The sequence below is a fragment of the Maritimibacter dapengensis genome, from assembly GCF_019218265.1.
Taxonomy (GTDB): domain Bacteria; phylum Pseudomonadota; class Alphaproteobacteria; order Rhodobacterales; family Rhodobacteraceae; genus Maritimibacter; species Maritimibacter dapengensis.
Map to the genome: position 1 here is coordinate 242,226 of NZ_JAHUZE010000001.1, position 19,688 is coordinate 261,913.

21 protein-coding genes and 1 tRNA gene are annotated in these 19,688 nt (G+C 62.4%); 9 read left to right on the forward strand and 13 right to left on the reverse strand.

The window, feature by feature from the left end:
• The first annotated feature begins 34 nt into the window (after positions 1 to 34).
• From ureC to KJP28_RS01330, 5 genes are all read left to right on the forward strand, one after another.
• Entirely contained in the window at positions 35 to 1,774 is a 1,740-nt protein-coding gene (gene ureC, locus KJP28_RS01310) for an urease subunit alpha (protein ID WP_218390425.1), read from the forward strand.
• Between the two features lie 9 nt (positions 1,775 to 1,783).
• Positions 1,784 to 2,254, forward strand: a complete 471-nt coding sequence (locus KJP28_RS01315; protein ID WP_218390426.1) for an urease accessory protein UreE — start codon at positions 1,784 to 1,786, stop codon at positions 2,252 to 2,254.
• Positions 2,241 to 2,879: an urease accessory protein UreF gene (locus KJP28_RS01320; RefSeq protein WP_218390427.1), complete on the forward strand. Its 639-nt coding sequence runs from the start codon at positions 2,241 to 2,243 to the stop codon at positions 2,877 to 2,879. Before KJP28_RS01315 ends, KJP28_RS01320 begins: the two co-directional genes overlap by 14 nt.
• A gap of 10 nt (positions 2,880 to 2,889) precedes the next feature.
• On the forward strand, positions 2,890 to 3,528 hold the full coding sequence (ureG, locus tag KJP28_RS01325) for an urease accessory protein UreG (RefSeq protein ID WP_218390428.1): 639 nt from the start codon (positions 2,890 to 2,892) through the stop codon (positions 3,526 to 3,528).
• Positions 3,529 to 3,625: 97 nt separating this feature from the next.
• The gene (locus tag KJP28_RS01330; RefSeq protein ID WP_218390429.1) at positions 3,626 to 3,847 is read left to right on the forward strand and encodes a DUF1127 domain-containing protein; all 222 of its coding nucleotides are present in this window, start codon (positions 3,626 to 3,628) and stop codon (positions 3,845 to 3,847) included.
• A gap of 54 nt (positions 3,848 to 3,901) precedes the next feature.
• On the opposite strand, the gene KJP28_RS01335 is transcribed toward KJP28_RS01330, so the two are convergent.
• From KJP28_RS01335 to KJP28_RS01360, 6 genes are all read right to left on the reverse strand, one after another.
• Positions 3,902 to 4,198, reverse strand: coding sequence for a hypothetical protein (locus KJP28_RS01335; protein ID WP_218390430.1), 297 nt, complete (start codon positions 4,196 to 4,198; stop codon positions 3,902 to 3,904).
• Positions 4,188 to 5,231: a hypothetical protein gene (locus tag KJP28_RS01340; protein ID WP_218390431.1), complete on the reverse strand. Its 1,044-nt coding sequence runs from the start codon at positions 5,229 to 5,231 to the stop codon at positions 4,188 to 4,190. The genes KJP28_RS01335 and KJP28_RS01340 overlap by 11 nt, the downstream gene beginning before the upstream one ends.
• Entirely contained in the window at positions 5,228 to 5,638 is a 411-nt protein-coding gene (locus KJP28_RS01345) for a DUF4383 domain-containing protein (protein ID WP_218390432.1), read from the reverse strand. The genes KJP28_RS01340 and KJP28_RS01345 overlap by 4 nt, the downstream gene beginning before the upstream one ends.
• Entirely contained in the window at positions 5,635 to 7,122 is a 1,488-nt protein-coding gene (locus KJP28_RS01350; protein ID WP_218390433.1) for an FAD-binding oxidoreductase, read from the reverse strand. Before KJP28_RS01350 ends, KJP28_RS01345 begins: the two co-directional genes overlap by 4 nt.
• Positions 7,123 to 7,220: 98 nt before the next feature.
• A tRNA-Gly gene (locus KJP28_RS01355) sits at positions 7,221 to 7,294 on the reverse strand.
• Between the two features lie 217 nt (positions 7,295 to 7,511).
• Positions 7,512 to 8,378, reverse strand: a complete 867-nt coding sequence (locus tag KJP28_RS01360; RefSeq protein ID WP_418887910.1) for an endonuclease/exonuclease/phosphatase family protein — start codon at positions 8,376 to 8,378, stop codon at positions 7,512 to 7,514.
• Positions 8,379 to 8,834: 456 nt separating this feature from the next.
• On the opposite strand from KJP28_RS01360, the gene KJP28_RS01365 reads away from it, so the two are divergent.
• Entirely contained in the window at positions 8,835 to 9,821 is a 987-nt protein-coding gene (locus tag KJP28_RS01365) for a LysR family transcriptional regulator (RefSeq protein ID WP_218390435.1), read from the forward strand.
• A 12-nt stretch (positions 9,822 to 9,833) separates the two neighbouring features.
• On the opposite strand, the gene KJP28_RS01370 is transcribed toward KJP28_RS01365, so the two are convergent.
• The 7 genes from KJP28_RS01370 to KJP28_RS01400 all read right to left on the reverse strand — a co-directional run bounded on the left by KJP28_RS01370 (position 9,834) and on the right by KJP28_RS01400 (position 16,526).
• Positions 9,834 to 11,090 carry a TRAP transporter large permease gene (locus KJP28_RS01370; protein WP_218390436.1) on the reverse strand — a complete coding sequence of 419 codons (1,257 nt, stop codon included), beginning with the start codon at positions 11,088 to 11,090 and terminating at the stop codon, positions 9,834 to 9,836.
• A gap of 12 nt (positions 11,091 to 11,102) precedes the next feature.
• The gene (locus KJP28_RS01375; protein ID WP_255552144.1) at positions 11,103 to 11,657 is read right to left on the reverse strand and encodes a TRAP transporter small permease; all 555 of its coding nucleotides are present in this window, start codon (positions 11,655 to 11,657) and stop codon (positions 11,103 to 11,105) included.
• 17 nt (positions 11,658 to 11,674) lie between these two features.
• Positions 11,675 to 12,640 carry a TRAP transporter substrate-binding protein gene (locus KJP28_RS01380; protein ID WP_218390438.1) on the reverse strand — a complete coding sequence of 322 codons (966 nt, stop codon included), beginning with the start codon at positions 12,638 to 12,640 and terminating at the stop codon, positions 11,675 to 11,677.
• 57 nt (positions 12,641 to 12,697) lie between these two features.
• Positions 12,698 to 13,450 (reverse strand): SDR family NAD(P)-dependent oxidoreductase, encoded by a 753-nt coding sequence (locus KJP28_RS01385; RefSeq protein WP_218390439.1) that lies wholly within the window; start codon positions 13,448 to 13,450, stop codon positions 12,698 to 12,700.
• 41 nt (positions 13,451 to 13,491) lie between these two features.
• Complete coding sequence (locus tag KJP28_RS01390; RefSeq protein WP_218390440.1) at positions 13,492 to 14,535, reverse strand: transketolase family protein; 1,044 nt, start codon at positions 14,533 to 14,535, stop codon at positions 13,492 to 13,494.
• On the reverse strand, positions 14,532 to 15,386 hold the full coding sequence (locus KJP28_RS01395; protein WP_218390441.1) for a transketolase: 855 nt from the start codon (positions 15,384 to 15,386) through the stop codon (positions 14,532 to 14,534). Before KJP28_RS01395 ends, KJP28_RS01390 begins: the two co-directional genes overlap by 4 nt.
• Positions 15,387 to 15,746: 360 nt before the next feature.
• Positions 15,747 to 16,526 (reverse strand): IclR family transcriptional regulator, encoded by a 780-nt coding sequence (locus KJP28_RS01400; RefSeq protein ID WP_218390442.1) that lies wholly within the window; start codon positions 16,524 to 16,526, stop codon positions 15,747 to 15,749.
• 141 nt (positions 16,527 to 16,667) lie between these two features.
• Between KJP28_RS01400 and KJP28_RS01405 the strand changes: the two genes are divergently transcribed.
• The 3 genes from KJP28_RS01405 (at position 16,668) to KJP28_RS01415 (ending at position 19,660) form a co-directional block, all read left to right on the forward strand.
• Entirely contained in the window at positions 16,668 to 17,426 is a 759-nt protein-coding gene (locus tag KJP28_RS01405) for an SDR family NAD(P)-dependent oxidoreductase (protein ID WP_218390443.1), read from the forward strand.
• Positions 17,427 to 17,481: 55 nt separating this feature from the next.
• Positions 17,482 to 18,702 carry an ABC transporter substrate-binding protein gene (locus tag KJP28_RS01410; protein WP_218390444.1) on the forward strand — a complete coding sequence of 407 codons (1,221 nt, stop codon included), beginning with the start codon at positions 17,482 to 17,484 and terminating at the stop codon, positions 18,700 to 18,702.
• 64 nt (positions 18,703 to 18,766) lie between these two features.
• Complete coding sequence (locus tag KJP28_RS01415) at positions 18,767 to 19,660, forward strand: SMP-30/gluconolactonase/LRE family protein (RefSeq protein WP_255552145.1); 894 nt, start codon at positions 18,767 to 18,769, stop codon at positions 19,658 to 19,660.
• The last annotated feature ends 28 nt before the right edge of the window (positions 19,661 to 19,688 follow it).

Genomic DNA, 19,688 nt, shown 5'->3' on the forward strand with positions numbered 1-19,688 from the left:
GCGAACACTTCGACTGCAAGCGAGGACGCTGAACATGCCCGCAACGATTAAACGATCCGACTATGCCGCGATGTTCGGCCCGACGACCGGCGACAAGGTTCGGCTGGCCGACACGGACCTTATCATCGAGGTCGAGCGCGACCTGACCGCGACGCCGGCGGGTGGCGAGAACAAGCCGCTTTATGGCGATCAGGTGAAGTTCGGCGGCGGCAAGGTCATTCGCGATGGTATGGGGCAGAGCCAGTCAAGCCGCGCGGACGGGGCGGTGGACACGGTCATCACCAACGCGCTGATCGTGGATTACACCGGCATCTACAAGGCCGACGTGGGGCTGAAGGATGGGCGCATCCATGCCATCGGCAAGGCGGGCAACCCGGACACGCAGGACGGCGTGAACATCATCATCGGGCCGGGGACCGAGGCGATTGCGGGCGAGGGGCGTATCCTGACCGCGGGCGGGTTCGACAGCCATATCCATTTCATCTGCCCGCAGCAGATCGAAGATGCGCTGCATTCCGGACTGACCACGATGCTGGGCGGCGGCACGGGGCCCGCGCATGGCACGCTCGCCACCACCTGCACGCCGGGGCCGTGGCATATCGGGCGAATGCTGCAGGCGGTCGATGGCGTGCCGATGAACATCGGGTTCGCGGGGAAGGGGAATGCGTCGCTGCCGGCCGCGTTGGAAGAACAGGTCATGGCGGGGGCGTGTTCGCTCAAGCTGCATGAGGATTGGGGGACGACGCCCGGCGCCATTGATTGCTGCCTGAGCGTGGCCGATGACCTCGACGTGCAGGTGATGATCCACACCGACACGCTGAACGAGTCCGGGTTCGTCGAGAACACCGTGGCCGCGATGAAGGGCCGGACGATCCACGCTTTCCACACCGAAGGCGCGGGGGGCGGTCACGCGCCGGACATCATCAAGATCTGCGGCGAGGATTTCGTGCTGCCCTCGTCCACCAACCCGACGCGGCCCTTCACGGTGAACACGCTGGAAGAGCATCTGGATATGCTCATGGTCTGTCACCATCTCGACAAGTCGATCCCCGAGGATGTGGCGTTCGCGGAGAGCCGTATCCGGCGCGAGACCATCGCGGCCGAGGACATTCTGCACGACATGGGCGCGTTCTCGATCATCGCGAGCGATTCTCAGGCGATGGGGCGGGTCGGCGAGGTGCTGATCCGCACCTGGCAGACCGCCGACAAGATGAAGAAACAGCGCGGGCGGCTGGCCGAGGAGACCGGCGACAACGACAACTTCCGCGTCCGCCGCTATATCGCCAAGTACACGATGAATCCGGCGGTGGCGCATGGCATGAGCCATGAAATCGGGTCGATCGAGGTGGGCAAGCGCGCTGACCTCGTGCTGTGGAACACCGCCATGTTCGGGGTGAAGCCCGAGATGGTGCTGATCGGCGGCATGATCGCCATGGCCCAGATGGGTGATCCGAACGCCTCGATCCCGACGCCGCAGCCGGTCTATTCCCGGCCCATGTTCGGGGCGATGGGGCGGGCGGTCGAAAACTCGGCGGTGACCTTCGTCAGCGCCTGCGCGCATGACAATTCCATCGCCAAGACGCTCGGGCTGGCCAAGAACACGGTGGCCGTGCGCAACACGCGGGGGATCGGAAAGAAAGACCTCGTCCTGAACGACGCGACACCGGAGATCGAGGTGCATCCCGAAACCTACGAAGTGCGCGCAAATGGCGAGCTTCTGACCTGCGAACCGGCGAGAGAATTGCCGATGGCGCAGCGGTATTTCATGTTCTGAGGGGACGCGATGCAGACAGCCCAGACCATCGCCCACACGCATCACCCGGACGCCACGGTGACGCTCAGCTATGATGAGCGCTTCCTGCGACGCAAGGTGCTGACCACCGACACTGGGGAGCGGTTTCTTGTCGACCTTGCGCAGACGGTGAGCGTGGGGGATCACGATGCCTTCCAACTCGACGATGGGCGGACGGTCGGCGTGATTCCCGCCGATGAGCCGCTGTTCGAGGTCACGGGGCCGGACCTCGTGCGGCTCGCCTGGCACATCGGGAACCGGCACACGCCTGCGCAATTGGCAGATGGCGCGATTTTCATCCAACGGGACCACGTGATGGCGGACATGTTGTCGCGATTGGGCGCGAATTTGCGGGAGGTGGTTGCACCTTTCACACCGGAGGGGGGAGCCTACGGTCATGGTCGGACCCATGGTCACGACCATTCTCATTCGCATGGGGAGCTTGAACATGCGCACGGATGATGTTCTGACACTGACGCAATGGCTGTCGCCCGCTTTCCCGGTCGGGGCTTTTGCCTATTCCCACGGGCTGGAAGCAGCGTTCGAGGCCGGTTGGGTCACGGATGCCGAGAGTCTGAAGGCGTGGATCACCGACCTTCTGACGCTCGGATCGGCCAACACGGACGCGCATTTCATGGCGGCCGCCGCGCTTCACACGCGGAAACTTTCAGAGGTGGACGGGATCGCGCGGGCCTTCGCACCTTGCCGCGAGCGGCTGAGCGAAGCCTGTGCGCAGGGTAAGGCGTTTTGCGATACCGTGTCGGCGGTGTGGTCGAAGGAACTTGACGGGCTGACCTATCCGGTCGCGCTGGGCCATGCGGTGCACGAAGAGGGCTTGCCCCTGGACCTGGCGATTACGCTTTACCTTCAGGCCTTCGTCACCAACCTGGTCGCCAATGCGCAGCGGCTGGGGCCGATCGGGCAGACCGAGGCACAGCAGGTGATCCGCGACCTTGCGCCGCTGATCGAGGAAACGGCGCGGGAGGCGGCGGATGGGGAGCTGACCCACATCGCCTCCAACGCGTTCCTGTCGGATATCGCGGCGATGAAGCATGAGACGCAATATTCCCGGATGTTCCGGAGCTGAGGAGGAGCGAATGGCGAACGGACCTTTGCGCGTCGGGATCGGCGGGCCGGTGGGCGCGGGCAAGACGACGCTGACGGCGGAACTTGCCAAGGCGCTGAAAGACCGCTGCTCGATGGCCGTGATTACCAACGACATTTACACCCGTGAGGATGCCGAGGCCCTGATGCGGATGCAAATCCTGCCCGCCGACCGGGTGAAAGGGGTCGAGACCGGAGGCTGCCCGCATACCGCGATCCGCGAGGATGCCTCGATCAACCTTGCCGCCGTAGCGGAGCTGAACGCGGCGCATCCTGACCTCGATCTGATCCTGATCGAGAGCGGCGGAGACAACTTGTCGGCCACCTTCAGCCCAGAATTGGCGGACATCACGCTTTATGTCATCGACGTCGCGGCGGGCGAGGAAATTCCCCGCAAGGGCGGGCCTGCGATCACGCGAAGCGACCTTCTGATTATCAACAAACGCGATCTTGCGCCCTATGTCGGGGCTGATCTGGGCGTGATGGAGCGGGATGCGACCCGGATGCGGAATGGAAAGCCGTTCGAGTTTGCTGCATTGCGGCATGGAGAGGGCGTTTCGGCGATCGTCCAACATATTGAGAATATTGGTGGATTGTCGCTCTCTCCGGCCAGCGATGCAAATGCTGCATAGCGGCGCTGCGGCATTGTCGGTTCTCATCCGAGACAGCAAGGCTTACCCATAACGCCAAGGGAGGAAACCAGAGGCACAACATTCGAGGGTTTCCAAAATGGCATACACTGCAACCAACACTGACTTCGCCGCATCGCATCCGATCTTCGCGCGGATCACCTCCGCGCTGAAAAGCTTCGGCATGGCATATATCGAGGCACGTTCACGCCAAGGCGAAATCGCCGCGCTTGAATCGTTGTCCGACGCCGAACTGGCCGAGCGTGGCATTAAACGCGGCGACATCGTGCGTCACGTTTTCGCGGACACTTACTACCTCTGATCTTCGTACCAGGGATCGTGACGAGGCCGGGCAGAACGCCCGGCCTTTTCGTTTTCAGCGGGCGGTTTCGGGAAGCGGCAGGCAGCCGGGCAATCCGGCGGGGAGCACCAGTCGCGCGCCTGAAGCATAGAGGCGGCGGGCAAGCGCGGGGCTGTCACTTTCCAGCGTGACGGAGAACCGGGCGCTGTCCATGATCGCCACGTCGGGGGGCAGGTTTTCGATCAATCGGGCCGAGGGCAGAATGACCACCTGCGCGGGTGCGGCGTCCGACAGGAGGCCGACGAGGACAAGGACAGCGACCCAGCCCGCGACCATGCCTGCGAGACCGATCAGCACCGCCTTAATAGTCATGGATATGCTCGAGCGTCAGGCCAGCCCCCGGTAGATCCCGCAGGCGCTGGGCGAGGTCGGGAACCTTGACCATGATCAGGTGGCGGTAGTCGCCGTAGCCTTGTCGCGGAAAGCTATGAAGCGCGCCGGGGGCGGTCGGATCGGGCGAGGTCGCGGTGAGGAGGATATCGTCGTTGCCCGCAATCTCGACAAAGGTCGCGCCGTCTTGCGCCATGTCGTCGAGGATCAGGGTCAGCGCCCGGTAGCGCGGCGTCGCGAGCACACGGCCCTGCGACCGTTCCGCGACCAGTGTGACGCCGTCGTAGGCGTCGGGGTCGAGCCCCTTGGCGATCATGTGGAGCGTCAGGTCGTCATTGCCGGTCGCGGCAACCGCCGAGGCGATGACCCCGGCATAAGCGGATTTGGCCGCGTTCTCGATGCCTAGGGCAAGGCGGCGTTCCCGGTCCCGGAAGCTTCCGGTCGAGGCGGCGGCGAGGGCATTCTGTGCGGCGGAGAAATCCCACAGATACCAGGGTGTCTGTTGCAGGAAGCGGGCGTAGTCCGCGGCCTGTTGGGCAGACACCTCGTCAAGCGGCGCGCGGGCGTCGCCCCGGATCAGGGTGGCGAGACGACCGAGCGTTTCCTCGTAGGCGGCCTTGGCGAGGAGTTCGAGGGTGAAGCTGGTGCCGATCACGTAGACCAGTTGTTTCGTGGGCGTGTCCATGCCGCCATGCGCCGCCGAAGCTTCAGTCAGGGCGCAGAGCGAGGACCAGTAGCCGCCGATGGCCTTGAGGTAGTCGAAGTCGTGGGGGTCCTCCGTCGATATCACGCGAGCGTAGTCGTCATAGGCGTGGACGATGTGCCATTCGGGATAGGTGAGGAGCGTTCGCGCCTCGGCACGGTGGGTTCCGGGCGGCAGGAGCGATTGGTAGCTGTCCGCGACCGGCGTGCCCTGACAGGCCCATTCGTTTCGCGCGACCGGGACGGCGAGCAGGATCGCTACCACCACCAGCACGACGATGATGCGCAGGAGCCAGCGGGCCAGCCGTTTCATGGCGGCCCGCCCGTTTCGCGCCAGCCGGCCCAGAGCGCGAAGCCGCCGAGTGCGAGATGCGGGAGGTTGGCGAACAGGCGGGGAAGCGACAGGTCGACCCCGAGGCTTTCGTTGGTGAAAATGCCGAGGTCTAGATAGCCCCAGCCGGTGAACATGCCGAAAATTCCATCCCCGAGATAGGCCGCGCCGAAGAGGATCAGGAAGATCCGCGCCGCCCGGTGCGAGATCAGCCCGGCGGCCAGCGCCCAGAGTGCGGACGCCACGTGCAGGGCATCGTCATAAATGTCGAGCGCAAAGATGCCGAAGGCCAGACCTTCGTCATCCGTCAGACCCGGAATGTAGTTGATCGAGGCCGCGATCATGAGCGCGATGAAATAGCCGAATGCGATGAGGCGAAGGCGGGTCATAGCTGTGCGAAATACCTGTCCCAGAAGAGGTTGCCGAAAAGCCCGCCCGGATCGTTCTCGCGCTTGGCGGCGGCGAAGGCGGGGGCGCCGGGGTATGCGGCGATGAGTTGCTCCGGCGTGGGATGCGGGCGGTAGCAGAGGTAGTAGGCGCCACCGATGGCGGTGATCCTGTCCACGAGCGCGCGGGTCATCCGGGCCATGTCGGCCTCGCCGCGTTCGGTGAGTTCCTGGCTGAACGACATCACGGCGGCGATGCGCGGCACCGGCGCGTAGGCGAGCGTGGAGACCGGGTCGGCCGCCACGTAACGCAGGGTGACGTTCAGGAACTCCTGATAGGAGGCGGGGATCACGTCGCGGCAGGCGGCGAGGAACCCGTCCCATTGGTCAAACCCGACGAAGTATTCGTGCAGAATATCGACGCGGTCGGGGTTGCGGTCGTCGAGCGTGACGACGGGTTCGTTGATGAGCGTATTGCGCGTCACCGGGCCGGCGGCGAGCTTTGGGCCCAGCACCGTTTCCTGCCACCACCGCGCGCGCTTCATCGGCTCGGCCCCGAGTTGGGTGCGGTAGACCCGCGAGGCGGCATGAGACATCCAGCCGGACCCGGTGGCAGGCGGCAGGTCGGACTGGTCGGCGCTTTCGCGGTAGGTGATGAGGAGGGCTTCGGTGAAGAACGCGGCGCGGTCCACGTTCATGCGGCCATAGGCCATCGTGACGGCGGGATCGTCGAGCGCGGTCTGAAACGCAGATGCAAAGCCGTCCGCCGGCAGCACGTCGAAGGTCGGGACGAGGCGCGTGTTCGCGACCATTTCGACCTCCATGTCCACGATGGCTCCGATCAACCCGTATCCGCCCATCGCATGTGCGAAGAGGTCCGCGTTTTCGTCTCGCGACACGGTCACGAGGTCGCCGGACGGGAGCACCATTCGGAGCGAACGCACGGTCGACCCCATGGGGCCGAAGGGCACCGGCCAGCCGTGGGCATTGACCGAAAACGTCGCGGCCACGCCGAAATCGTGGTTCGACTGCATAACCTTTGGCGAGAACCCCGCCGGGTCCAGCGCCGCGATCACATCGGACCAACGCGCACCGGCATGGCAACGGTAGGTCATGGCCTCGCTGTCGATCTCGACCGAACCGTTGGCGAAAGTGACGGCGTGCCCGCGATCCGGGATCGCCTGTCCACCCATGGAATGGCGCGCCGCGCCGATGTTGAAGGGCCGTCCCGCATCGCGCGCCTCGCGCAATTCGGCGCGGATCGCGGTGACAAGGGTATCGCCCGGATCTTCGGTCAGCGTCACATGCTTGTTGATCGGCGTGGCCGAAAGCGTACTGGCGTCGTTGAGGAAACCGTCGCCGGAGGGCACGGAAAGCCGGGTCGTGCCGTCATAGACGGGGAGCTTTCGCCCCGTCGCCTGCGCGACCCCATATCCGATGGCCGCACCACCGCCCAGAAGGACCGCTCGCCGCGTCAGCTTCCGCATATCTGCTCCGCTTTTTAGGCGCACCCTAGCAGAGCGGCGCGCCAAACGAAGCTATTTCGTGCGGTGCCGGACACGGTGTTGCAAGGGTGAAGGGCGTCTGGAGCGGGCGACGGGAATCGAACCCGTATCATCAGCTTGGAAGGCTGAGGTCTTACCATTACACAACGCCCGCGCAGTAACGCTGTGCCTATGACAAGCGTGGTTCGAGGTCAAGTCGCTGGGCTGCATTCTGCCCACAGTGGACCATCGAGAAATCTGCCGATGCCGCAGTGCAGCCTCTCCCGTCCGGCAATTTGTGCATTTCGCAGCAGATTGCCTGATTGTATGACCGTTGTGCGGACTTTCTTGCCCTTCAAGCCGTCAGTCTGGAAGCACGCGTTCGCAGTCGGTCAGAGTTCGAGGATAAGCGGGCAGTGATCTGACACTTCGGGGTCATAGATCACGTCAAAGTCCCTCACGGCGTGCTCTTGGTCGATCAGCAAATAATCGGCAAAGCGCCCCGGTTTCTTGTATTGCGAGTTGCGGGTGCTGTCGTAGCCGCGCCCCGTCACCAATTCGGTCAGTCCGGCATTGCCGAGGATGGAAAGCGTTTCGCTGTCCGGCTCGACGTTGAAATCGCCGCAGATCACCGTGAGATCGTCCGGCTCGGTGATGCTGCGCGACATGCCGAGCAGCTTGTGCGCTTGCTTTGCGCGCTCTGGCGTATCCATCTTGCCCCTCAGGTCACGGAGACCATGCATATGAGTGATGCTCACGCCTCGGTTTGCGTCAAAATCCCACACCCGCACGCCATGCGCGCTACGTGAGCGCGGGTGAGCGCCATAGCCGACGGGGGAAAAGTCCTTGTGAACGAAGCCCTGCACCTGTCCGATGATTGGAAAAGAGCGATGCACGAAGGTCGCAAGGCCCCATTGCGATGGGATCGCGGTTCGGTCGTCCCACAGCTCCCCTTGCGCAGCCGGACAAAAAATCGCGACATGCTCCGGCAGAGCCGCGCTGACATCGCGAAACAAATTGGCGCGCTGCTTAAGGATGTGATCGCCGTCCCGATAAGTCAGCCAATCCTTGTCCGAGGCGGGGCTGTGGATGACCTCCTGCAAACACAGAATACCGGGGCTCGTCCCGGCGAGGTAGGTTAGCAGCGCCTCATGGAGTTTTCCGCCCCAGCCATTCAGACACATGATCTTCATGCTTTGCTCCCATTCTTGAGAGCGGACATTCGCTGCAACGTGCAAAAGAAGCAAGTTGGGCGCCAAGCGGACCTAACGCAATCCGGCGGGGCCATTACGGCATGCTCCCCGCGCAAGCGCCGCGTTCGGCCTGAAGCGGCGTTCCGTTGCGTTGCCGAAACCGCGATGCGCCGTCATGGAACCGGTCAATCGTGATTGTCGCAGCATGCCACGTGTCGCGAAGATCGGAATTGTGGACCATCCGAATATTCGTTGCCTTATCCCTGCGTCGCGTCGTTTTCGAACTTCGGGCGAACCGTTCGCCAATGCGAGACGAGGTCGGTTGAGCCTATCGAGAGGCATGGAAGGCACTGAAAGCCGCCTTGAGCCATTCTCGTGGGGCATGCGAGCGCACCACCGACCGGCGGTCACTGGCAAGCGGCCTGACTGCAGCCGATCGGTGTTTGGATACGTTACGGTTTGCCGACCCGATGTGATATTGGGCATCTATCGGTCAGATCAGGCAAGACGAGGCGAGGCACTATGCGTGACATCAACATCCGTGCCACAGAGCACTTTGAAGCCGTGGCGCGACTTGGATCCGTGACGAAAGCTGCCGAGGAATTGGGGGTGTCGGCCTCTGCGGTCAGTCAGCAAGTGAAGCTGCTGGAAGAGCAGTTTGGCGTGCGGCTGTTCAGACGAGAGAAGCGCAGGCTTGTTCTGACGCTGGATGGCGATCGCCTTTTTCAGACCACGACCCAGGCCTTCAGTGCCATTCGGAACGCGCGAAGCGCGATCACGCGACAGAGGGATACCCGAAACCTGACCTTGCGTGTCAGCCCAAGCTTCGGAGTCAGGTGGCTGGGCCCGCGGATATACGACTTTGCCGAAGCCAACGCCGACTGGAACATCAGGGTCGACGCGACCCCCGACTTCAGCGCCTTCGATACCGAGGCGGTGGATTTCGATCTGCGGTACGGGCTGGGCGGCTGGACCGGGCTGTCGGTGACATGTGTCATGCGCGACCTCGTGATGCCGATGTGCAGTCCGGACTACCTCGCCAGCTTGCGCACGATTTCCGACGATCCGCGGGAGCAGATTGCCGAAGCCAGACTGATCGACAGCGTCAAGGCTCTCTATCGTTGGGATCTCTGGCTGGCGTCGAACAAGATCGAGGTGCAGGGTCTGGAGTATCCCTTCCGGTTCGACAGGTCGTCCATGTCCATCGAACTTGCAAAGCAGGGTGGAGGCATCGCACTCGACAGTGTGACCCTCTGTCTGCCGGAGCTGCTTCGCGGCGATTTGGTCCCCTTTTCCACGTCCTTCGACGTGATTGATTTCCCGGCCTATTGGTTCGTCTGCCCGCCGCGCCACTTCAACCGTCGGATCGTCAAACGGTTCATGGAATGGCTGGGTTCGAAAGCAGAAGAACACGAAGCGCAGGCCCGGACATTTCTGACCGATGCCGGCTGCACGTTCCGGCCCGAAAGCGGGCCGGAACTGATAGAAGTGAAGCCTTGGGCCCTTTGAGCCGCCTTGTCCTCAGTAGATCGTCAACGCGGGGACATATGAGATCAGCAACAGCACCACGATCGCCACGGCGTAGAACGGCAGGAGGGCTTTGACCGTCTCACCGATCCTCGCCCCCGAGATCGCGGCGGAAATGAACAATGTCGTTCCGACAGGCGGCGTATAAAGTCCGATGGCGAGGTTCACGACCATCATCAGCCCCAGTTGCACGAGGTCCAATCCGATGGCCTGTCCGATGGTCACGAACAGCGGTCCAAGCAGAAGGACGGCGGCTGGCAGGTCGAGAAAGGCTCCGACGACGAGCATGACGAGGTTGAGGGCGAAGATGACCATCCAGGGGTTCGAGAAGGTCGCCTGCACCCAGGCGGCAAGGTCTTGGGGAACACGTTCTGCCGTCAGCACCCATTGGATGGTGGACGAGGCCATGATGATGATCATTACCGCGCCGGTCATCATGCCCGTGTCGACGATTGCGCGCCAAATGCCGCGCAGCGACAGGTCGCGGTAGACCAGACCACTGACCAACAGGGCGTAGGCCACCGCCATGACGCTGACTTCGGTCGGGGTGGCGATGCCGAACCGTAGAGTGCCGATCACGAAGACGGGCATCAACAGAGCCGGAATGGCAGCTGCAATCTGCGGGCGGAAGGCCTTGAAGCCTCCAGCCAGGGGGGATCGGGGCAGGTTCCTGAAGTGGGCCACGATGGCCACAGCCGCGAACATGCCGACCCCGAGCATGACACCCGGCAGGATGCCCGCGATGAAAAGGTCCACGATGGACACGCTGGAGACGAGCCCATAGAGGATCAACGGGATCGACGGCGGGATCAGCACCGAGACTGTCGAAGACGCGCTGTTGATCGCGGCGGAAAAGCCTCGCGGATAGCCCTCTTTGGTTTGCACCGGGATCAGCGCGTTACCCAGGGCGGTCGCATCTGCCACCGCCGATCCCGAGACGCCGCCGAACATCACCGATCCGATGATGGACACCTGTCCGAGGCCGCCTTTAAAATTGCCCACGATCAGACGCGCGATGTTCACGAGATATGTTCCGAACTTGCCCGACATCATGAGATTGCCGGCGAGGATGAAGAACGGAATGGCGAGCATGGGAAAGCTTTGCGTCGGCGTATAAAGGCGCTGCGCAATCACGGCCATCGGCTTGCCGTCCAGCCACAGGGCTGCGGCGACGCCGCCCAGCATGGCATGTGCGACCGGAACGGACAGGGCGAGCAGGCCGAAGAATATCCAGATGAGAGGTGCGGTCATGATCCTGCTCCGTCAGCTCAGGCTTGTGTCTTCGAGCGCGAGATCGGCAACGTCTTCGCCCGCGAGGGTCCGAAGAATGCCGAGGAACGCGATCAGGGACATGGCCCCGAATGAATAGGCGATGCTGGAGTATCCCCAGATCTGCTTGATCCCGAGCGTCGAGAGGGTTTGAAACTGGGACGCCTTGAGGATCGGGTGGCTGGACCACAGCACACTTGCCGTGATGATCAGGATCGCGGCCTGAATAAAGATGTTGAGGACAAGCCGCGCGCGCCCGGACAGCATGTCCGACAGCAGGCTTACGGCGATGTTTCGCCCCTTGGCCGAAGCGATCACCAGACCTCCTGCAACCAGCCACGGCAGCAGGATCGCATGGATTTCATAGGCCCAGGAAATGCCCGATCCCGCTGCGTATCGCAGGATGACGTTGACGAGCAGCGCCGCGAACATCGCAGTCAGACACACCCCGACGATCAGTCGACCGGACCAGTCAAGAAGTGCAATTGCGCCCCGAACCAGGGTGAGGAAGGGGCTGCTTTGCCCCTTCCCGCCGGTTTCCGGGGACATGTGGTCCCCGGCAGGCATCACAGGCCTGCCGCTTCACGCAGAGCTGCGACCAGCTCGGGGAAGGTTTCGGCATACTTGTCGTAAACCGGCTTGGTGGCTTCGCGATAGGCCGCCTTGTCGGCCTCAGCGAACTTCGCGCCTTCGGCTTCCATCTTGGGACGAAGATCGGCGTCCGAGGCGGCAACGAGATCCCGTTGGATCTTGCCGGCTTCAGCTGTGGCCTCCAGCGCACACGTTTGCTTCGCCTCGTCGAGGCCCGACCACCAGGCCAGTCCCGCGACGACCGGCGTCGCCTGATACTGATGGCCTGTCAGCGTCACATAGGGCGTGATTTCGTGCAGTTTGGCCGAGTAGATGTTGACCAGCGGGTTTTCCTGACCGTCGAAGACGCCGGACTGGAGCGCCGAGGGCAGTTCGGACCATGCGAGAGGCGCGGGCGAAGCACCGACGGATTCGAAGATGTCGATTGTCATCTGGTCCGGAGGCGTGCGGATCTGCATCCCCTCCACGTCGGCGGGGGTCGCGACGAACTTGTCGGTGTGGGTCACGTTGCGGATGCCGTTGTCCCAGAAGCCCAGAACCTTCAGTCCGGCGTTCTGCGCGCGCTCGTCGATCATCGCGCCGACGTCGCCATCCAGCACCTTCCACGCGGTCGGCAGGTCTTCGAACAGGAAGGGAAGACCCAGCAGGCCGATCTCCGGCACGATCTGGGACATGGCGCCCTGGCTGTTTGCCGTGACCTGAATGATCCCGGCAGTGGCCGAGGTCAGCATCTCTGCGTCGTCGCCCATGGTCGCGGACGGCGCATGGTTGACCGTGTCCGCACCGCCCGTGCAGTCAGTGAAGAGTTCGGCCCATTTCTCTGCCGCGACGTAGCGCGGATTGCCCGGGTTTGCGCCGTGGGCGAAGATCACTTCGTCCGCATGCGCCATTCCGGCGAGAGCAGTGGTGGTGGCCAGAATGGCCAAGAGTTGGGTCTTCATGGTGATTCCTCCCTTTTCGAAGACAGATTTGGCGGTCCTCCGCCCGCCAGTTGCGGTTCAGTGGATCAAAGAGCCGCCGTTCACATCGACCTCGGTTCCCGTGCAGTAGGCCGAGAGATCCGACGCCAGAAAAAGTGCGCAGCCCGCGACATCCGATGCTTCGCCAGCGCGTCCCATGGGGATGCCGTCGAGCACCATCCTGTGCTGTGCTTCGGACAGTTTCCCTGCGGTGATGTCGGTGGCGATAAAGCCGGGGCAGATTGAATTGACGCGGACGTTGTCAGGCGCCAGTTCGCGTGCCATCGCCTTCGTCAAACCCAGCACGCCTGCCTTGGCGGCGGAATAGTGCGGCCCGCCGAAGATCCCGCCGCCGCGCTGCGCGGAAACGGACGACAGGTTCACGATGGCGCCGGACTTCTGCGCCCGCATGGACGGGATGACCGCCTGGCTCATGTAAAGCGTGCCGCGCAGATTGACGTCCGTGACCGCGTCGTAGTTCTCGGGCGCGATCTCCATGATCTTCAGCGGCTGCGTGATGCCCGCGTTGTTGACGAGGACATCGACCCGGCCCCAAGCCTCGATCAGTCTCTCGACGGCGGCCTCGCAGGCCGTCTTGTCGACGACGTTGCAGGCCAGTCCGATATGTCCGTGCCCCAGGTCCGCGGCAGCGGCTTCAGCGGCACCGGCATCAAGGTCCAGGATTGCGATCGTCGCACCGTGGTCCGCAAACGCCTTCGCGGTCGCCTTGCCCAGTCCGCGCGCGGATGCTGCGCCCGTCACGATGGCAAACTTGTCCTTTAGAAGTCCCATGACTTCCTTCCTCCCTAAGCAAATTGGTTTGGGTTCGGCTGTCAGAGCCAGCTTTTGATCTGGGCGGCGACCTTGTCCGTGGTCAGCCCATACATGTCGTGCAGGGTCGGCAGCGCCCCTGCCTCGAGGAATTCGTCCGGCAGCCCGATCATGCGGAACGTCGGCGTGACCCCGTTCGTCAGCAGAGTGCGCGCCACCTGTTCACCCAAGCCCCCGACGACCGTGTGGTTTTCGGCCGTGACCACAAGGCGCCCGCCCTTGCCGGCCTCGGCGAGAATGGTTTCCGTGTCGAAAGGTTTGATCGTCGGCGCATGCAGCACGGCGGCTTCGATGTTGTCGGCTTCAAGCTTCACCGCGGCATCGAGCGCCCGCATCGTCATGAAGCCCGTCGAAATGATCAGCACATCCTTTCCGTCTCGGATCACCTGCGCCTTGCCCAGTTCGAACCTGTAGTCCGGCTTGTGGCGGGTCAGCACCGAAGGCACCTTTCCGCGCGGCAGTCGGCTGTAGACCGGGCCATCATGCGCGGCAATCTGCGGCACCATGCCCAGGATGTCGTCCGCATCGCAGGGATCGACGATCGTCATGTTGGGCAGCCCCCGGAAGATCGCCAGATCTTCTGTCGCCTGATGCGACGGACCATAGCCCGTGGTCAGACCCGGCAGGGCGCAGCAGATCTTGACAGGCAGGTTTTCCTCGGCAATCGCCATGGCGATGAAGTCATAGGCGCGGCGCGACGCGAAGACGGCGTAGGTCGTTGCAAAGGGGTTGAACCCTTCCCGCGCCAGCCCCGCTGCGGCCGACATCAGCAGCTGTTCCGCCATGCCCATCTGGTAAAAGCGGTCCGGCATCGCATTCGCAAAGACGTGCAGGTCTGTGTATTTCGCCAGATCGGCAGACAAACCGACGATCTTGTCGTCCTTGCGTGCCGCTTCCACCAGAGCGTTTCCGAATGGGGCGGGAACGCTGTCGTAGCCTTCTGCCTCGAGCGAGGCGATCATGGCGGAGGTGGCTACGCGTTCGCCGTTGGGGCCGGTGTGGACCCTGCGCGGTTCGTATTTCCGCTTCATGGATGCGAGGGTCATTGCGGCTTTCCTTCTTCCAGCTTGGCCAGAGCCTTGGCCCATTCGTCGGCTTCGACGCGCACGAAATGCGTAATCTCGCGGCTCTCCAGAAAATCGACGCCCTTGCACATTCTGGTGTCGAAGATGATGACACGGGGTCCGGGGTGATCTGTGGTGCGGGCTGCATCGAAGGCGGCGACAACCGCATCCAGATCGTTGCCGTCAACTCGTTGGGCATGCCATCCGAAGGCCGCCCATTTCTTCTCTTCCTCGCCGGTCGCAAGCGCGTCCCGCGTGGGGCCATCGGCCTGTTGGTTGTTGAAATCGACGAGGCAGATCAGGTTGTCGAGCTTGTGCTGCACGCCCGACATGACGGCCTCCCAGGTCGATCCCTCACCCAACTCGCCGTCGGACATCAGGTTGTAGACAAAGGCGGGGTTCGACTTCCGTTTCAGCCCCATGGCCATTCCGACCGCGATCCCGAGACCGTGGCCGAGCGACCCACCCGTGATTTCCATTCCCGGTGTGTAAGAGGCCATCCCCGACATCGGCATGCGGGAGTCGTCCATTCCATAGGTTTCAAGTTCGTCTTCGGGCAGAATACCTGCTTCCATGAGAACCGAATAAAGAGCGATGGCGTAGTGTCCGATCGACAGCAGGAAGCGATCGCGCCCTTCCCACTCAGGATCCTCGGACCGATACTCGAGCGCGTGGAAGTAGGACGCAGCGAGGACATCCGCGACGCCGAGGGCCTGGCCAATGTAGCCCTGACCCTGCACTTCCCCCATGAGAAGCGCCTTCCGACGGATGTTCCAGGCGCGTTGAGCAAGCGACACGTTCGATGTCGCGTGATGGCGACTTGCCTCTGTCATGATGTCCTCCCGTATGGCTCGATGTGAGCCGTTGGGAGGGGTCTATCATCGGAGTCAGCCGACGTATGTAACCTAAAATTACAGACTTGTTTAGTTGAGCTAACAAAATGCCGCCTGCGGTCTCAGTGCGCTCAGGAGACGAATTGTCCAACGCGTATACTGCGGGCGACGCTTTCGCGTCTTGCCAGTTCGCTGTGAACGCCAGAGCACGCAATCCGTCCCGGCCTATGGTGATTTAAAGGCCACGCATCAAGCGCGTTTGCCCGCACCGGCCCCAATGATCGTCAGACCAATCTCACAGAGTCTGGTCACAAATGGGGGGTCGTCGCGCGGGTGCGCAATATTTGCGGCTCGCAGGCCTCAGATCTCGATTTGTACCGGCGTTTCGAATTCGTCATCTGGGGTCAAAGATTGTACGGCCGTGCGCAGCGCCCCGAGGTATTTGTCGAAGTTCTTGCGGAAACGGTAGGTAGCGCCGCCAATGGCGAGCGTGCCGGGCTGCCCCTGTACCTTCACGGGTAAAAGCACCGCGAGCGTTGCGCCACCTTCGAACGGGATGTCTTCGGCCGAGGCGTAGCCATTCTTCCGGACTTTCTCGATCTCGACGAGAATGTCGTCAAGCTTCATCCGCTGGGACGGGTCGGACGTCGCGATGTTCGCGCGGCGCACCATGTTTTCGATCTTCGAATCCGGCAGGGTCGATAGCAATGCCCAGCCAGCCGCTGACCGCGTGATTGGTCGGACCGACCCTTCGTCGATTTGAAAACGCAGGGCATGAAGCGAATCCTTGGTTTTCAGGTATTGAAGATAGACGTCGTTCTTGGTGCCGATAAACGTGCCTTCGTGCGTGATCGCGTGCACATCGTTGATTGCGTCGAGGATCCGGCCCGACCCGAACAGGGCGCGGGGAATCCAGTCTCCAAGCGAGGCGACTTTGGAGGTCGGGAAATAGACACGGCGCCCACGGTCGTAGTTCAGGTAGCCCATTTTTACGAGTGTTTTCAAAAGGACTGTCGTGGAGGATTGCGGATACCCAAGGTCCGCCGCCAATTCGGACATCGAGCGTTCTTGCTGGCTCAATTTGAAGTGTTCCAACACCTCAAAGGCCCGCATCGCGGACTTGACCTGTGCTTCTGACATGCTTCCTCCCAAATTCACAAGTGTGAAACTTGGCCACACATATGGGTTATTTCTAGGCAGGTCTCCGGACGCGTGACAAGCTTTGCCTGCGTCGGGTTGCCGCAGTTTTGCGTAGCCGTTCGAACGATTTGGGAGAGAGGCATGTCTGGGAAGCTCGAAGGCCGCGTTGCGTTGGTAACCGGCGGCGGTCAAGGGATCGGACGGGCAATTTCCGAAAGCTTCGCGCGTGAGGGCGCCAAGGTCGGCGTGCTCGATCTGAAAACGGAACTGGCCGAGGAGGCGGTTGACGCGATCCGTGCGGCCGGTGGCACTGCGATGGCGCTCACGGCAAATGCGGGCAAACGGGATGAGGTGTTCGCGGCGGCGGAGACCCTTCGGGAGGCCTTCGGGCCGATCACGGTTCTGGTCAACAACGCGATGTTCAATCGCTATGGACCTTTGGAAGAGCAAACCGAAAAGACCATCAGCCTGATGGTCGACGTTGGCCTCAAGGGGGTCATCTGGGGGTATCAGGCGGTCCTGCCGGACATGCGTGAGGCGGGGCAGGGCGCGATCGTCAACGTGGCCTCGCCTGCGGCCGTCATCGCGATGAAGGGCGGCATCATGTATACCGCGATCAAGGCGGGCGTGGCTGCGGCCACCCGCTCGGGCGCGGCGGAATTCGGGCCGGACAACATTCGGATCAATGCGATTGCGCCGGGCCCCACTCAGACCGACGGGGCCAACCTTGTCGTAACCGAAGAGGCGTGGGAGCGGCGGCGACAGCGCGTGCCGATCGGACGTCTTGGGCAACCTCAGGATATGGCGAACGCCGCTGTGTTTCTTGCATCAGACGACGCATCTTTCATCACGGGCGATATGCTTTTTGTCGATGGGGGTATCACTTACGCGTTCTCGTAAGGGCGCGTGCATTTGGCGCCGGGATAATCCGGTGCCGCACTTCAGGGAGGAAAAAATGAAACTTCAGAAATCACTCAACGGGGCCGCGCTTCTGTTGGCGAGCACCGCTCTGGTGGCGGCGCCCGCGTTCGCCGACTTTTCGGATGACGTGATCCGCATCGGCATCATGAACGACCAATCCGGCCCCTATGCGGACAACTGTGGTCCGGGTTCCGTCACATCGGCGCGCCTTGCGGTGGAGGACCATGGCGGCGCGATTGACGGCACCCCGATCGAGATCGTCGTGGCCGATGACCAGAACAAGCCGGACATCGGTGTTTCGCAGGCGCTCAAATGGATCGAAGAGGAAGGTGTCGACGCAATCGTCGGGTGTTCGGCCTCGTCCATCGCACTTGCGGTTGCAGACATCATGGGCGAACAGAACAAGCCCTATCTCGTGGCCGGCAGCGCCACGACGGAGACCACCAACTCCAAGTGTAACGCGATGACGACCAACTGGGCGTTCAACACCTATACCCTCGCCAAAGGCTCGGTGCAGGCGCAGCTCGATCAGGGTTTGGACAGCTGGTATTTCATCACCGTCGACTACACATTCGGGAAAGCCTGGCAAGAGGACGCCACGCGGTTCATCGAAGCGGCCGGTGGCGAAGTCGTGGGATCGACCCTGCACCCGCTGGGCGCAACCGACTTTTCCTCGCAACTCCTGCAGGCGCAGGCCTCCGGTGCGAAAGTGATCGGTATCGCGAACGCCGGTGGTGACCTTGCGAACGTGCTCAAGCAGGCGCGTGAGTTCGGCATCCTCGGCTCGGAGCAGGCGATTGCCCCGCTCGGCCTACAGGTCAACAACGTGCATGCCATCGGTCTTGGCGCGACGCAGGGCCTGACCGTGTCAGCCCCGGCCTACTGGGCGATGAACGACGAGACCAAGGCGTTTACCGAACGCTATGGTGAGGCCTTCGACGACCGGTATCCCAACGAAAGCCAGCTCGTGACCTATTCGGCGGTGAATCACCTTCTGAAGTCGATGGAAGAGACCGGCTCGGATGACGGGGAATCCGTCATGGCGGCAATGCGTGACATGCCGATTACCGACATGATCTCGGACGGCGTGTCCATCCGAGCGGATGGTGTCATCAACCGCCCGATGATCAAGGTTCAGGTGAAGACGCCTGAAACCTCCGGTGGCGAGTGGGATTACTACGACGTGCAGGGTTGGATCGACGCGGACGACGTGTGGCCGTCGCTGGAAAACAGCGAATGCCCGCTGGTCGAGTAACGACCGAAACGGTGGGGCGGCTCAAAACGGGCCGCCTCGCGCAATCGTTCATGGAAACGCTGAGATGACGAAGCATATCAAGACCGTGACAGCGAGCCGGATTTCGCAAGAACCGGATCTGCTGGGCGAAAGCCCGGTCTGGGACGACCAGCTTGGCCGTCTTTACTGGGTCGACAGCGTTTCGCGGAAAATCCGCTATTACCACCCGGTTGACGATACCCATGGCGAAATCGCCGTGCCGTCGATGATCGGATCGGTCGGGCTGGGGCAGCCTGGGCATCTGGTCGCCGGGCTGGCGGATGGCATCTACGATATCGAGATCGAAACTGGCACGGCCACGCCTTTGTTCAAACCCGACCCGCCCAACGAACGGGTGCGTTTCAACGATGGCCGGATGGATCGCCAGGGACGCTTTGTGTGCGGTGGCATGGGCATCTATGCCGAGCCGCTTGGCGAGCTGGTGCGCGTGACCGCTCAGGGCGAAGCCGAAGTGCTCGCCAACGGTGTGCGTATTGCGAACACCCTGTCGTTCAGCCCGGACGGCAAGACCATGTATTTCGCTGATAGTCTCGACCGTGTGGTGCGCGCCTATACCTACGGCGAAGGCGAAGAAGTGTTGAGTAACCCGCGGATGCTGGTGGACACAAAAACGTTTGCCTCGGGCCCGGACGGGGCCACCGTCGACAGCGATGGATTCATCTGGGTCGCTTTGGTGCAGGTCGGCAAGATCGCGCGGTTTACGCCCGATGGCGAACTTGACGCATTGATCGAAGCACCGACCGACATGCCGACCTGCATGTGTTTCGGCGGGCCGGATCTGTCCACGCTCTATGTCACTTCGATCAAGGATTCTGGGTCTGGTCGCGCGATTTCGCGACACCCGCTGGGCGGACATTTGTTTGCGATCGAAGGTCTTGGTGTCACCGGTCTTGCCGAACCCAGACTTGCGACAGTGTGACCGCCGCCGGACGACGCAAAAGGACACA